This is a genomic window from Bradyrhizobium sp. Kon10, from assembly GCF_055807395.1.
This window is the reverse complement of sequence record NZ_JBVVOZ010000020.1, coordinates 34342-48509: the sequence shown is the minus strand read 5'-3', so window position 1 is coordinate 48509 and position 14168 is coordinate 34342. Positions and strand designations below refer to the sequence as shown.

General features: G+C 63.7%; 12 protein-coding genes. 7 read left to right on the top strand and 5 right to left on the bottom strand.

Annotated elements, in window-relative coordinates:
* Positions 1-103: 103 nt before the first annotated feature.
* The gene (locus AC0L2O_RS24810) at positions 104-1279 is read left to right on the top strand and encodes an ABC transporter substrate-binding protein (protein WP_473371545.1); all 1176 of its coding nucleotides are present in this window, start codon (positions 104-106) and stop codon (positions 1277-1279) included.
* Between the two features lie 29 nt (positions 1280-1308).
* On the top strand, positions 1309-1767 hold the full coding sequence (locus tag AC0L2O_RS24805) for a cupin domain-containing protein (RefSeq protein WP_369722446.1): 459 nt from the start codon (positions 1309-1311) through the stop codon (positions 1765-1767).
* A 9-nt stretch (positions 1768-1776) separates the two neighbouring features.
* Here AC0L2O_RS24805 and AC0L2O_RS24800 read toward each other — a convergent pair whose 3' ends face one another.
* The 4 genes from AC0L2O_RS24800 to AC0L2O_RS24785 all read right to left on the bottom strand — a co-directional run bounded on the left by AC0L2O_RS24800 (position 1777) and on the right by AC0L2O_RS24785 (position 7172).
* Positions 1777-3027, bottom strand: a complete 1251-nt coding sequence (locus AC0L2O_RS24800; protein WP_473371544.1) for a flavin-dependent oxidoreductase — start codon at positions 3025-3027, stop codon at positions 1777-1779.
* A 56-nt stretch (positions 3028-3083) separates the two neighbouring features.
* Positions 3084-5435: a bifunctional salicylyl-CoA 5-hydroxylase/oxidoreductase gene (locus AC0L2O_RS24795; RefSeq protein ID WP_473371543.1), complete on the bottom strand. Its 2352-nt coding sequence runs from the start codon at positions 5433-5435 to the stop codon at positions 3084-3086.
* Between the two features lie 95 nt (positions 5436-5530).
* Entirely contained in the window at positions 5531-6367 is an 837-nt protein-coding gene (locus AC0L2O_RS24790) for an enoyl-CoA hydratase family protein (RefSeq protein ID WP_369722443.1), read from the bottom strand.
* Positions 6368-6410: 43 nt separating this feature from the next.
* Positions 6411-7172 carry an SDR family NAD(P)-dependent oxidoreductase gene (locus AC0L2O_RS24785; RefSeq protein WP_473371542.1) on the bottom strand — a complete coding sequence of 254 codons (762 nt, stop codon included), beginning with the start codon at positions 7170-7172 and terminating at the stop codon, positions 6411-6413.
* A 196-nt stretch (positions 7173-7368) separates the two neighbouring features.
* Between AC0L2O_RS24785 and AC0L2O_RS24780 the strand changes: the two genes are divergently transcribed.
* Genes AC0L2O_RS24780 through AC0L2O_RS24760 form a run of 5 tightly spaced genes read left to right on the top strand, consistent with a single transcriptional unit; the run spans position 7369 to position 13118 of the window.
* Positions 7369-8187, top strand: coding sequence for an alpha/beta fold hydrolase (locus AC0L2O_RS24780; RefSeq protein WP_473371541.1), 819 nt, complete (start codon positions 7369-7371; stop codon positions 8185-8187).
* Positions 8188-8194: 7 nt separating this feature from the next.
* The gene (locus AC0L2O_RS24775) at positions 8195-9484 is read left to right on the top strand and encodes an acyl-CoA dehydrogenase family protein (protein WP_473371540.1); all 1290 of its coding nucleotides are present in this window, start codon (positions 8195-8197) and stop codon (positions 9482-9484) included.
* Between the two features lie 2 nt (positions 9485-9486).
* Complete coding sequence (locus AC0L2O_RS24770) at positions 9487-11022, top strand: class I adenylate-forming enzyme family protein (protein ID WP_473371539.1); 1536 nt, start codon at positions 9487-9489, stop codon at positions 11020-11022.
* On the top strand, positions 11019-12107 hold the full coding sequence (locus AC0L2O_RS24765; protein ID WP_473371538.1) for an NAD/NADP octopine/nopaline dehydrogenase family protein: 1089 nt from the start codon (positions 11019-11021) through the stop codon (positions 12105-12107). Before AC0L2O_RS24770 ends, AC0L2O_RS24765 begins: the two co-directional genes overlap by 4 nt.
* Positions 12108-12110: 3 nt before the next feature.
* Positions 12111-13118 carry a 3-hydroxybutyryl-CoA dehydrogenase gene (locus tag AC0L2O_RS24760; RefSeq protein ID WP_473371537.1) on the top strand — a complete coding sequence of 336 codons (1008 nt, stop codon included), beginning with the start codon at positions 12111-12113 and terminating at the stop codon, positions 13116-13118.
* On the opposite strand, the gene AC0L2O_RS24755 is transcribed toward AC0L2O_RS24760, so the two are convergent.
* Positions 13100-14146, bottom strand: coding sequence for a 2,5-dihydroxypyridine 5,6-dioxygenase NicX family protein (locus AC0L2O_RS24755; RefSeq protein WP_473371536.1), 1047 nt, complete (start codon positions 14144-14146; stop codon positions 13100-13102). The genes AC0L2O_RS24760 and AC0L2O_RS24755 overlap by 19 nt on opposite strands.
* Positions 14147-14168: the final 22 nt, after the last annotated feature.

Genomic DNA, 14168 nt, shown 5'->3' with positions numbered 1-14168 from the left:
GCGATGCCGCACGGCCTTTGCTTGCCGCGCCGGCCATCATCGGCATAAGCTTGGATCAGAGTATGCGGCTTGCAACGCAGGCCGTTAGTCACGGGGACAGATCATGAAGACGCAATCGACCTTGGCCGCAGCCGCCTTGCTGCTCGGCATCGCGCTGAACCCTGCCCTCGCCCAGGAGAAGATCAAGCTGGGTGTGATCGTGACCCTGTCGGGGCCCGCTGCCGCGCTGGGCCAACAAGTCCGCGACGGTTTTGCGCTCGCCGTAAAGGATCTCGGCGGCCGAATGGGCGGCCGCGATGTCGAGGTCGTCGTGGTCGACGACGAGCTGAAGCCGGATGCGGCGGTGACCAAGGTCAAGGGCCTTCTGGAGCGTGACAAGGTCGACTTCGTGGTCGGCCCGATCTTCTCCAACGTCCTGCAGGCCATTCACCGGCCCGTCACGGAATCGAAGACCTTTCTGATCAGCCCCAATGCGGGCCCCTCGACCTATGCCGGCAAGGACTGCAGCACGTTCTTCTATGTGACCTCGTATCAGAACGACCAGGTCCACGAGATCCTTGGCAAGGTGGCGCAGGATCGCGGCTACAAGCGCATGTACCTGATGGTGCCGAACTATCAGGCCGGCAAGGACTCGGTCGCCGGCTTCAAGCTCGACTACAAGGGCGAAATCGTCGAAGAATCCTACATGCCGCTGAACACGCTGGACTTCCAGCCGGAGCTTTCCAAGATCGCGTCGGCGAAGCCGGATGCGCTCTTCACGTTCATGCCGGGCGGGCTCGGCGTGAACCTCGTGAAGCAGTATCGGCAGGCCGGACTCGCCGACAGCATTCCGGTGCTCTCGGCTTTCACCGTCGATGAATCGACCTTGCCGGCGCAGCAGGACGCAGCGGTCGGCATGTTCGGCGGCGCCAATTGGGCGCCCAATCTCGACAATCCGCAGAACAAGAAGTTCGTCGCCGCCTATGAGGCCGCCTACAACGGCGTGCCCGGCACTTATGCTTTCCAGGCCTATGACGCCGCGATGCTGATCGACAGCGCGGTCAAGAGCTTGAAAGGTGACCTCTCCAACAAGGACGCCGTCGCCGCCGCACTGAAGAAGGCCGACTTCACCTCGCTGCGCGGCGCCTTCAAGTTCAACACCAACGGCTATCCGATCCAGGACTTCTATCTCACCAAGGTCGCCAAGCGTCCGGACGGCAAGTTCCAGACCGAGATCGTTCAAAAAGTTTTCGAGAACTATGGCGACCGCTATGCCAAGGACTGCAAGGCGGCGAACTAAATCGCCTATCGAGTTACGGGAGGACTGGAATGAAGAGCGAAATCACCGGCATCACGCGGGCCAATGAAGGAATCCAGGGGATATCCTGGAACATCCTGGGCCAGACCTATGTGCCGAAGAGCAACACCGAGCACAGCTTCTCCTGGCACGCGACATTGCCGCCGGGCACTTTCGTGCCGCCGCATATCCATCCCGACCAGGATGAGTATCTCTACATGCTCGAAGGCAAGCTCGACTTCATGCTCGGCAATTCGGAGTCGCAGGCGACCCCTGGTGACTTGATACGTCTCGGCATGGGCGTGCCGCATGGCATCTTCAACAAGTCGGACCAGACCGCAAAGGTGCTGTTCTGGGTCTCGCCGACCCGCAAACTGTTCGACCTGTTCTGGGGCCTTCACAACATGAAGGAACAGAAGCCGGAGGACGTGGTGGCGATGGCCGCCGAGTTCAACATCCACTTCCTGCCGCCGCCGCCAGGCGCCGGCTAGCAGCTCACATCAAGCGCGCACGGCCGCGAGGCCCGGCACTGCGGCGAAGCCGGCTTTGCTGGCATAGCCGCGCACGATGGCCTCGCGCTGGGAATAACTCAGCACGTTGTCGACATTGTCGAAGCCGTCCGGCGCAAGCTGCTCGACGGCGTCGATGACGCCCTCGGGGCCGCCGCGCCGGTTGGAGCGGACGATGTCCGCCGTCATCGGCAGCCGCTTCTTCTCGTATTCGAGCAGCGCCTGGCGCGGATGCTCGGCGCGCACCAGCGCATCGGCAAGGCAGCGCGCATCGAGGATCGCTTGCGATGCGCCATTGGAACCGACCGGATACATCGGATGCGCGGCGTCGCCGAGCAGCGTGACCCGTCCGGACGACCAATAGGGCAAGGGATCGCGGTCGCAGGTCGGATATTCGTAGAATTCCGGCGTCGCGGAGATCAGGCTTCTCACGTCGATGTAAGGCACGGAGAAGCGCGCCACATGCGGCATCAGCTCCTCGCGCCGGCCCGGCCGGGACCAGTCTTCCTTCCGCGGCGGTGGCGCATTGCCCTCGCCGACCTTCACCAGCACCGCCCAATTGGTCAGCCGGCTCGCCGGGCTCGATCCCTCGGCGATCGGATAGACCACCACCTTGGCATTGAGGCCGCCGGCCACGATCATCGATTTTCCAGTGAGGAACAGCGGCCAGTCGCGTGCACCGCGCCACAGCATCAAGCCGTTCCAGCACGGCGGTCCCTCGTTTGGGAACAGCGTCTCGCGCACCCGCGAATGGATGCCGTCGGCACCAATCAGGATATCGCCGCGGACAGTATGAATGTGCGCGCCGGTACGATCGAAGAAATAGGCCGTGACGCCGCCCTCGTCCTGCGTAAAGGCGCCGAGACGACAACCGGTGTGGATTGCGTCCTGCCCGAGCCGCTCCTCGACGGCGCGATGAATGACGCCCTGAAGCCTGCCGCGGTGGATCGAGAATTGCGGGACATCGTGGCCGGCGTCGATGCCGCGGGCTTCGCGCCAGACTTCCTGGCCGTGGCGGTTGAGGTAATAGAGCTGGTCGGTGCGGATCGCGACGTCGTCGAGCTTCTGCAGCAGACCGAGGCCTGCGAGCTCGCGCATGGCATGGGGCAGCGTGTTGATGCCGACGCCGAGTTCGCGGATGGTGTCGGCCTGTTCGAAGATTTCACAACCGATGCCACGCGAGCGCAGCATCAACGCCGTGGTGAGACCACCGATACCGCCACCGACGACAATCGCCTTCATCGCCCTAACTCCACTCGATACCACACCAGGCAATGAGGTTAACGTCGCACGGCCGGTTACTCGGCCGCAAGCGGCTTTGTCGCCTCCGCCTTGAGCTCGGCCCTGGTCTTCGGCTTAGCCTTAATTCTCAGCTCCTCGAGATCCTGCCGGTCGCGCACGCTGTTGCGGAAAATCTGCTCTTTCCCGGGCAAATATTGCGGCGGGCAGAAAGTCGCATCCGCCCCATACCAGGCCGCAGCCTTCATGGTGAAGAAGGGGTCGACAAGATGCGGACGGCCGAGGGCGACCAGGTCAGCCCGCCCTGCGGCCAGGATGGTATTGGCCTGGTCCGCGGTCGTGATGTTGCCGACGCACATGGTCGCCACGCGCGCTTCGTTGCGGACCTGGTCGGAGAACGGCGTCTGGAACATGCGCCCGTAGATCGGCTGCGCGTCGCGCACGGTCTGTCCGGTCGAGACGTCGACGAGATCGACGCCGGCCTCGGCGAAGGCGCGCGCGATGGCGACGGCATCGTCGCCGTCGATGCCGCGCTCCGCCCAGTCCGTCGCGGAAATACGCACCGACATCGGCTTGTGCGACGGCCACACCGCCCGCAGCGCCTCGAAAATCTCGAGTGGGAAGCGCAAGCGGTTGGCGAGCGAACCGCCATATTCGTCGGTGCGCGTATTCGTGAGCGGCGAGATGAAGGTTGCGAGCAGATAGCCGTGGGCGCAGTGCAATTCGAGCATGTCGAAGCCGCAGCGCTCGCCGCGTTCGGCCGCCGCGATGAAGGCGTCTCTCACCGCGTTCATTCCGGCGCGATCGAGTTCGCGCGGCACCTGGCTGTCGGGGAAATAGGGCAAGGGCGACGCCGAGACCACGTCCCAGCCGCCCTCATCGAGCGGCCGGTCGATGCCGTCCCACATCAGCTTGGTCGCGCCCTTGCGGCCGGCGTGCCCCAGCTGCAGGCAGATCTTTGCGGCCGAGTTGGCGTGGACGAAATCCACGATGCGGCGCCAGGATGTCTCCTGCTCATCGTTCCACAGCCCTGCGCAGCCGTGCGTGATCCGGGCGTCGGGGCCGACGCAGGTCATCTCCGTGAAGATCAGACCGGCGCCGCCGATGGCGCGCGATCCGTAGTGCACCAGGTGGAAATCGGTCGGCACGCCTTCCCTGGCCGAATACATGCACATCGGCGACACCACCGCGCGGTTGGCGATCTCCATCTCGCGCAGCCGGAATGGCTGGAATAGCGGCACCATCGGCTTGTTGGTATCGACGTCAAAACCGTTGGCGCGAACCTGCCTGGCGAACGACGTCTCGACCTCGGCGACGAAATCCGGCGCACGGAGCTTCAGATTATCGTAGGTGATCGCCTTCGAGCGCGTCATCACACCGAAGGCGAACTGCACGGGATCGAAATCCCAGAAGCGGTCGACGTGCTCGAACCAGACCAGCGACACGTCCGCGGCATGCTGCGTCTTCTCGACCTCCTCACGGCGGCCCTGCTCGTAGACCTCCAGCGCCGCCTTGATGCTGGGCGCGTTCTGCAGCGCCTCGGCCAGCGCAATTGCGTCTTCCATCGCGAGCTTGGTCCCGGAACCGATCGAGAAATGAGCGGTCGCCTTGGCGTCGCCAAGCAGCACCATGTTGTCCTTGACCCAGCGCTTGCTGCGGATCATCGGGAAATTGCGCCACATCGAGCGATTGGTGAGAAGCTTGTGACCCTCGAGAAACCAGCCGAAGATCTCGGCCATCCGCGCAGCGGACTGGCTCTCGTTCAGCCCCGTCAGTCCTGCTCTCTCGAACGTCTGCGGGTCGGTTTCGAAAATCCAGGTCGAATGACCGGCCTGGTATTGATACGCGTGGGCGATGAACGGGCCCCACTCGGTCTCCTGGAAGATGAAGGTGAACGCGTCGAGCGGCCTGGTCGAGCCCATCCAGGCGAACTTGTTGGCGCGGAGCTCGACCTCAGGCTGGAAATGATCGACGTGTTTCTCGCGGAAACGGCTGTTGATGCCGTCGGCCAGCAGGATGAGATCGGCATCGGCGAAGCGAGATTCGTCATCGATATCCGCTTCAAAATGCAGGCTGACGCCGAGCTCGCGGGCCCGCTCCTGGAGGATCAGGAGCAGCTTCTGCCGTGAGCAGCCGCAGAAACCATTGCCGCCGACCCGGTGCACCGTGCCGCGGAAATGTACGGCGATGTCGTCCCAGTAGGCGAATTCCTGGGTGATGCGGCGGTAGCTCGGAAGATCGTGCTTCTCGAAATTGTCCAGCGTGGCATCGGAAAACACCACACCGAAGCCGAACGTGTCGTCGGCGCGGTTGCGCTCGTACACCGCGATCTCGGCGCCCGGCCGCTGCTTCTTGAGCAGGATCGCTGCGTAGAGACCCGCAGGTCCGCCACCGATGATCGCGACTTTCATGGGAGCCTCGCCAATTCACCCGGTCAGGAAACTATTTTAAGCCTAAAATAATTTCATGCAAGCCCCCATTGCGGTCCGGCCCGCCGAAGAGCTCCTCAGTCGCCCCGGAAGACCGGCTTGACCTTGTTGGCGAAGGCCTCGAAGGCGCGCTCGAAATCGGCGGTCGTCATGCAGAGCGCTTGAGCAATCGCTTCCGCCTCGATCGCCTCTTCCACCGACATCGCCCATTCCATCGCCAGCATCCGCTTGGTCATGGTGTTGGCGAAAGTCGGACCTTCCGCAATCTGCTTTGCCAACACCTGCGCCTGCGGCAGGACCTGCTCCGGCGTGACGATGCGGCTGAAGAAGCCCCAGCGCTCGCCCTCCTCCGCCGTCATGAACCGGCCGGTGTACAGCAGTTCAGAGGCGCGGGACTGGCCAATGATCCGCGGCAGGATTGCACAGGCGCCCATGTCGCAGCCGGCAAGCCCCACCTTGTTGAACAGGAACGCGACCTTGGTCCCGCTCGCCGCCAGTCGCATATCCGACGCCATCGCCATGATCGCGCCGGCGCCGGCGCAGATACCCTCGACCGCAGCGACAATGGGTTGCGGACAGGCACGCATCGCCTTGACGAGGTCACCGGTCATCCGCGTGAAGGCGGTGAGCCCTTTGGTGTCCATCTTCACGAGTGGGCCGATGATCTCGAACACATCGCCGCCAGACGAGAAATTGCCGCCGGCGCCGGTCACGACCACGACCTTGACCGTGTCGTCGAAGGCGCAAGCGCGGAACAAATCGGTGAGCTCCCGGTAGCTCTCGAAGGTCAGCGGATTCTTCCGCTCCGGGCGATTGAGCGTCACGGTGGCAACACCGTCGACGACGGCCAGCAGGAAGTGTTGCGGCGAATAATCCACGAGCGGCACGGTCACGGGATTGGCTGGTCTGCTCATGCGATCTCCTTGTCTTCCTTGTTCCGGGCCCGCGCCGCGCAGGCTAGATCTCACCACCGGCGACCGCAATCGCCTGTCCGGTCACCGCACCGGCGCCCTCGCCGCACAGCCAAAGCACGGCATCGGCAACTTCTTGAGGCGTGATCAGCCGCCCCTGCGGATTGTGCTTCGCGAGCTCAGCGATAGCCTGCTCGCGGCTCCGGCCGGTCTTCTTGATGATGTATTCAATGCTGCCGGCGACCAGATCGGTGTCGGTGAAACCGGGACACACCGCATTCACGGTCACGTTGCTGCCGGCCATCTCGAGAGCCAGCGAACGCACCAGGCCGACCACGGCATGTTTGGCAGCACTGTACGCGCTGACATAGGCATAGCCCTTCAGCCCGGCGGTGGACGCAACTGCGACGATGCGGCCATAAGGGCGATCCTTCATTCCGGGCAAGACGGCGCGGATGGCGTGGACAACGCCCATGAAATTGACGTCCATCATGCGCGCAAAAAGGGCGCCATCCGATTTTGCGAACGGCGCCGACTCCGCGCTGCCCGCATTCGCAATGAGGATATCCAGCGGCTGACGCGCGCTCGCCTCGGTGATAGCAGCTTTCAACGCGGCCTCGTCCGCGACGTCGGCCACGACCGCGAAATGTGCGGCACCCGCGCTCACCGCCTCTTCAAGGGTAGCCGCGTTCCGGCCGAGCACCGTAACCGTCGCGCCAGCCCCGACAAGTGCCGCCGCAATCGCGCGGCCGATACCCCGGCCGCCACCGGTGACTAGCGCGTGCGGCGAGTGCGGCAATCCGGACATGCGCGGGCTCCCTGGTATCTCGTGATACGTACCCTCGATATATTTTAACCTTCAAACTTTTGCAACGAAGCCTTGATCAGCGTCCCGAACGGCTGCAGATCGAAGCCGGTCCGAAAATTGCTTTAAGTATAAAATTATCGCTTTCCATCGCCCACAGGCCTGTTAGCATCCCGGGCGCCAGGCAAAAGGATGTCGCGTGTCGCAACCCGCACCGATGATAACAAAAGACGGGCGCTTCGCCTACGAAGCGGCAGGCGATCCGAACGCGACGCCTCTGATATTCCTGCACGGCATTGGCGGCGCGGCGCGGGCCTGGCGGCAACAGCTCGCCACATTCGGCAATCGCTTCCATGCGATCGCGTGGGATATGCCGGGCTATGGCGGATCGGCACCGCTTGCCAGCGTCAACATCCCAGCGCTCGCGGATGCGCTCCAGCAATTCATCGCGCAGATCGGTGCTGAGAGCCCCATTCTGGTCGGACATTCGATCGGCGGCATGATCGTCCAGAAATGGCTGGTGCAATCACCGACATTGGCGCGCGCGGTCGTCTTGGCGCAAACCAGCCCTGCCTTCGGCAAGGCCGACGGCGATTGGCAGAAATCCTTCATCTCCGCACGGCTCGGTCCGCTCGATCGCGGCGAGACGATGAAGTCGCTGGCGCCTTCCCTCGTGAAAGAGCTGGTCGGCGACAATCCCGATCCGAAGGGGATAGAGCTTGCGAGCGAATGCATGGCGAGCGTGCCCGAGGCAACCTATCGCGCCATGATGCTGGCCTTGATCGGGTTCGATCAACGCAGCACGCTCAAGAATATTTCCGTGCCGACGCTGCTGCTGTCCGGCTCCAGAGACAACAACGCGCCTGCCTCGATGATGGCGAAGACCGCGACGTACATTCCTTCCGCAGAATATGTCGAGCTTGCCGGCGCGGGGCATCTTGCTAACCTCGAACAACCGGATGCCTTCGACAGGGCCCTCGGCGGATTTCTGGACGCCGTCACGGCAAGACACAGGTGACCGCACAATGACCATGCAAGTCAGCAAGACCATCGGCATCAGTGACCAGATCGCCCTGGACGTACCGATCTTCGATCCCGCCGCATTCCGGTTGAGCGACGAGCAGGCCGGCATCATTGCGCGCGCCCGCGAGATCGGCCAGAGCGTGTTCGCCGGTCGCGCCGCGACCTACGATCGCGAGGCGATCTTCCCGAGCGAGAATTATCGCGACCTGCATCGTGTCGGCCTGCTCGGCATTGCGATTCCCAAGAAGCATGGTGGGCTCGGCGCGAACTATCAGACCTATGCGCTGGCGGCGGCCGAGATCGGCCGCTATTGCGGCGCCACCGCGCTCACCTGGAACATGCATGTCTGCTCAACCCTGTGGTCGGGGCCGCTTGCCGACGATCTCGACATGGATACCGAGACCCGCGCGGCGCACGAGCGGCGGCGCGCAGTGCACTACAAGCGCATCGTCGAGGACGGCGCGATCTACTCGCAGCCATTTTCGGAGGGCGGTGCAGCAGCCGCAGGTGGTGTCGCCTTCGGCACGGAAGCAAAGCCGGTCGAAGGCGGCTGGATCGTCAACGGGAAGAAAATCTTTGCATCGCTCTCCGGCCATGCCGATTATTACGGCGTGCTCTGCACCGAGATCGAGGAAGGCGAGAAGGCCTCGCGCCGCAACACGCTTTACCTGGCGATCCCTGCCAAGGCGCAGGGTGTGTCCGTCGTCGGCGACTGGGATCCGCTCGGGATGCGCGGCACGGTCTCGCGGACGCTGCTGTTCAAGGACGTGTTCGTGCCGGAGGATGCCGCGCTGATGCCGCGCGGCGTCTATTTCCAGGCCGCGATGCGCTGGCCGCATATGTTCCTGACGCTGTCGCCGACCTATATGGGTCTGGCGCAGGCGGCCTATGATTTCACCGTGCGATATTTGCGCGGTGAGGTGCCAGGCATGCCGCCGGTCAAGCGCAGGATGTACCCGACCAAGCAGATCGCGCTCGCCCAGATGCAGATCAAGCTCGAGCAGATCAAGGCGATCTGGTTTCAGGCGGTCACCGAGGCGCGGGCGAACCCGAGCAAGGAGCAGGTGCTGCGCGCCTACGCCGCGCAATATTCAGTGATGGAAGGGGCGAACGAACTCGCGACGTTCGCGATCCGCACCTGCGGGGGCCAGGCCATGCTGCGATCACTGCCGCTGGAGCGGATCTATCGCGACAGCCGCTGCGGCTCGCTGATGCTGCCCTGGACGGCCGAGCTTTGCCTCGACCGTATCGGACGCGAGGCGCTGTACGAGGCCGGCGAAACGGACGACTGACGGTGGACCTCTGTAGCCTGATCGACCGCAACGCGGCGTTCGCGCCGGACAAGACAGCCATAGCCTTCGAGAGGGAACGGCTGAGCTATCGCGCAATCGCCACGCGCATCGAGCGCACCGCGACGGCATTGAAGCAGCAGCTTGGCGTCGGCCGCGGCGACCGGGTCGCGATCCTGAGCCTGAATAGACCCGACTATCTGGTTCTGCTCTATGCGTGCGCGCGGCTTGGCGCGATGCTGGTACCCTTGAACTGGCGGCTGGCGGTCGCCGAGCAGCTCTTCATTATCTCCGATGCGGGCACCAAGGTTCTGGTGCTCGAGCAGGCATTCGAGAGTATTCTTCCTGAGCTTGAGGCTATTTCGCCGGGAATCGCCGTCGTCGGATTGGACTTCGCGCCGCCGCGTGGCGAGACATTCGAGGGCCTGCTGGCGCACGGCGACGGCAGCAGCCGCAATCCGCACACCGATCTCTCCTGCCCGCTGCTCATCGTCTACACATCGGGGACAACCGGACGGCCGAAGGGCGCGGTGCTGCGCCAGGACGCGTTGTTCTGGAACGGCGTCATGAGCCAGCACATGCACAACATGACGTCCGACGATCACGTCTTGACGGTGCTGCCATTCTTCCACGTCGGCGGCCTCAACATCCAGACCACACCTGCGCTCCATTTTGGCGCGACCGTCATGATCCACGCCCGTTTCACGCCGGAAACCGCGCTCGCAGCCATCGAGCGAGAGCGGCCGACGCTGACGGTGATGGTGCCCGCGATCATCCAGGCGGTGACCGAGCATCCCTCCTGGGCGACCACCGATCTTTCGTCGCTGAAGGCGGTCGCCACCGGCTCGAGCATCGTGCCGCCGCATCTGATCGATCGCTTCGTCGCACGCGGTGTTCCCGTTCTCCAGGTCTACGGTTCGACCGAAACCTGCCCCATCGCGGTCTACACGCGGCTCGGCGGCGACCTCTCGCGGGTGGGATCCACCGGTCTTGCCGGGCTGTGCTGCGAAGCAAAGGTGATCGATCAGGCAGGCGCCGAGGTTCCGCCAGACACACCGGGCGAGATCGCGCTACGCGGGCCCAACGTGTTCTTCGAATATTGGGGCAACGCGGACGCCACACGCGACGCGCTGCACGACGGCTGGTATCGCACCGGCGATATCGGCTTATGCGACGCGGACGGCTATTTCTGGGTCCGCGATCGCAAGAAGAACATGATCATTTCCGGTGGCGAGAACGTCTATCCGGCCGAGGTCGAGCGCGTCTTGCTCGAACATCCCGACGTCAGCGAATGCGCCGTGATCGGCAGGCCCGACCCACGCTGGGACGAGGTGCCGATTGCCTATGTGATCCGGCGATCCGGTTGCCGGCTCGAAGCGGACGAGCTGAAAGCGCATCTTCAGGCCCAGCTCGCGCGATACAAGGTTCCGCGCGACATCATCTTCGTGGCCGACCTGCCGCGCACGGCGCTCGGCAAGGTCCAGCACTTCCTGCTGAAGCGACTTGATGCGCAGTCACGCGCGCAAGGAGAAGCGTCTTGAAGATTGCGGTCCTGGGTGGGGGTAACGGCTCTTTCGCGGCCGCAGGCGATTTTGCGCTGGCAAGGCATGAGGTCCGGCTCTGGCGTCGCGACGCGGATCAGGTCGCAGCTCATCGTGCCGCCGGCTCCAAAATCCTGGTGAAGGATCACAATGGCCGCCACGACATGAAACTGGCGCTGGTGACGACCGACATCGCCGCAGCGGTCAGCGGCGCCGAACTGATCCTGTGCCCCGCTCCCGCCTTCGCGCAGCCGGACATCGCGCGCCTGCTTGCCCCGCATTTGCGGGATGGCCAAGTCGTATTTCTGCCGCCTGCGACATTCGGCTCGATGATCTTCGCGCAAGCCGCGCGGGATGCGGGCAATCACGCGAAGGCGAGTTTCGCTGAGACCGGTACGCTTCCGTGGCTCACCCGCAAGCACGGGCCCTTCGAGGTCGCGATCACCATCCGCGCCAAGCGGCTGCCGGTCGGCGTGTTTCCACTCGACCGGGCGCCGCATGTACTGGAAGTGATCGGACGCGCTTTCCCTGGCGTGATCGAGCCGTGCGGAGATGCGCTTTCAGGCGCGCTGATGAATGCAGGCCCAATCATCCACCCACCACTGATCGTGATGAATGCGGGCCCGATCGAGCACTTCGAAAAATGGGATATTCACAAGGAGGGCACCCAGGCCTCCATTCGCCAGGTCACCGACGCGCTCGACGCCGAACGGATCGCGGTGCGTGAGGCGCTCGGATATGGCGCACCACATTTTCCCTTGGCCCATCACTACGCCCGGGAAGGCGAAATCTGGATGTATGGCCGCGGCTCGCATGACCGGCTCACGGAATCCGGCGATTGGCGTGAACGCATCGTGCTCACCGAGCATCGCTACATGCGGGAGGATCTGCGGCTTGGATTGTCGCTGCTGGTCTCAGTCGCGAGCCTGGCGGGCGTGGCCACGCCGCTGGCCAAAGCTTTCCTCGCCATCGGTGGCGCGGTCTGCGGCGAGAATTTCGAGCAGGGCGGACGAACGCTCGATACGCTGGGGCTTGGCAATCTCGGCAAAGCCGAGTTGCAGACGCTGCTTCGCAAGGGATTATGATCGATGACGATTCGGGCCAAGATCGCCTGTCTCGGTGCCGGCCGCATGGGGCGCGGCATCGCCGTTGCGTTCGCCTACGCGGGACACAACGTCACCATGATCGATGTCAAGGGCCGATCAGCGGAGGAGTTCGCCAGGCTGGAGGCGGACGCGCTCGGCGAGGTCCGGAAAACATTCGCCAGCCTGTCGAGCCTGGGGCTACTGACCGCGGCCGATGTCGAGCCCCTCATCGCGCGTGTCTCGGTAGTGGCATCTCACCGGAGTGCTGCAGCGCTTGCCGACGCGGGAATGGTGTTCGAGGGCGTTCCTGAGGTCGTCGAGCTCAAACGCGAGGTGCTGGGATCTGCGTCGAGGCAGGTTCGCCCCGACACCATCATCGCGTCAACGACGTCGACCATTCTCGTCGACGACCTATCCGGCGCGATCGAAAACCCTCGCCGCTTCCTCAATGTTCACTGGCTCAATCCGGCCTATCTGATCCCACTGGTGGAGGTTTCGCCGGGCAGTGGAACCGACCCGGCCATCATCGAAGAAGTCAAGGCGCTGCTGGAGAGCATCGGCAAGGTGCCGGTGATCTGCGCTGCCACTCCCGGATTCATCGTCCCTCGCATCCAGGCGCTTGCGATGAATGAAGCGGCGCGCATGGTCGAGGAAGGTGTCGCAAGCGCCGAGGACATCGACAAGGCGATCCGTTACGGCTTCGGCTTTCGCTACGCGGTGCTCGGGTTGCTTGAATTCATCGACTGGGGCGGCGGCGATATTCTCTACTACGCCAGCCGGTACCTCGAAGGCGCCCTCGGCAGCGACCGCTATCGTGCGCCCGACGTCATTTCACGCAACATGCATGAAGGCCGGATTGGCCTGCGAACGGGCGCAGGCTTTCTCGATTATTCCGGCCTCGACGTCGATGCCTATCGCACAAAGCGGCTTCAGGCCATGGTCGATCTGCTCCGCCACTTCGACCTGGCGCGCCCGCCCGTGCTCGATCGCGGTCAGCCGAAGATATCCTGAAGCACGCCTTCGCGGACGACCGCGACCCCGTCAAGCTCGATCGTGGTTCCCATCATCGGCAGGTCGAAATGGCCCGCCGTGTAGCGGCCGGCGAATTCGTTCGCGCCGGTCGAGAATAGGAAGTTGCCAGAGACGGCGCGAATCTCCGTGCCGTTGGTGTCGCGCAGGTCGTACATCGAGAGCGCCTCATAGCGCGCGCCCGGATTCATGCCGAAGCCGACATGCGACACCGCATAGGCCTCGCGATCACCCCAAGCGGCGAGATAAGCCCGCATCATCGCCGCATCCGCGCCCTCGCCGTCCAGCTCGACGACATAGTCGTCCTTCAGCGTCATCTTGATCGGCGAGGTCAGATAGCGCTTGAAGGTGAGATTGATGTCGCCCGGCGCCATCACCAGCGTGCCGTTGATCGTCTCGCTCTTGGGAAAGCTCACGACAATGCCGCCGGGCCAGTGCGCCAGCGTGCCGGGTTTGTCTGTCCAGCCCCATACGCCGACCGTCGAAGCTCCGACCATGTCGACGTCGAGGGCGGTCCCCGCTTTTGATGTGACTCGCATGCGCTTGGTCCCGCGCAGCATCTTCACTGCCGCGCGAACGCGCTTCTCGAGGGTCGAATCCGGGACCATCCGCTCCAGCGCCTCAGGATGCTCGTTGGAAATCACGAGGATCCGCGCACCGGCCTTCAAAATCTCGGGTGTCTCCGCCGCGTGCATCAGGCCTTCGACGGTGCAATCCACCACGAAGCCTGCCTGCTGAAGCGCGCTGATGACCGGCCCAAGTTTCTGGATCGCCTCGCTCGCTCCTGTCGAGCGGACCGGCACAATATTGCGGTTGCGGGACGTCGGTATCACCACGTGAAACGGCCGCGCCCCCATGCGCAACAGAGCAAGCTCAGCCAGGTGCACATTCAACGCGCGCGACTGGGTTTCCGAGAGGATCGCCGCGGTATCACCAGGCTTGACCGCGCATCGCTCAAAAATCTCGCAGAATGCGTCGATCCATTTTGCTTCGATGCGATCAGCCAGCATGGTTCGCTCCCGTTAACGGCTT

Bases quoted from the DNA above. Each gene is read 5' to 3' on its own strand.
- AC0L2O_RS24785 (WP_473371542.1), bottom strand. From the start codon at position 7,172: ATGTCCGGATTGCCGCACTCGCCGCACGCGCTAGTCACCGGTGGCGGC.
- AC0L2O_RS24800 (WP_473371544.1), bottom strand. From the start codon at position 3,027: ATGAAGGCGATTGTCGTCGGTGGCGGTATCGGTGGTCTCACCACGGCG.
- AC0L2O_RS24795 (WP_473371543.1), bottom strand. From the start codon at position 5,435: ATGAAAGTCGCGATCATCGGTGGCGGACCTGCGGGTCTCTACGCAGCG.
- AC0L2O_RS24755 (WP_473371536.1), bottom strand. From the start codon at position 14,146: ATGCTGGCTGATCGCATCGAAGCAAAATGGATCGACGCATTCTGCGAG.
- AC0L2O_RS24810 (WP_473371545.1), top strand. From the start codon at position 104: ATGAAGACGCAATCGACCTTGGCCGCAGCCGCCTTGCTGCTCGGCATC.
- AC0L2O_RS24760 (WP_473371537.1), top strand. From the start codon at position 12,111: ATGACGATTCGGGCCAAGATCGCCTGTCTCGGTGCCGGCCGCATGGGG.
- AC0L2O_RS24775 (WP_473371540.1), top strand. From the start codon at position 8,195: ATGACCATGCAAGTCAGCAAGACCATCGGCATCAGTGACCAGATCGCC.
- AC0L2O_RS24805 (WP_369722446.1), top strand. From the start codon at position 1,309: ATGAAGAGCGAAATCACCGGCATCACGCGGGCCAATGAAGGAATCCAG.
- AC0L2O_RS24790 (WP_369722443.1), bottom strand. From the start codon at position 6,367: ATGAGCAGACCAGCCAATCCCGTGACCGTGCCGCTCGTGGATTATTCG.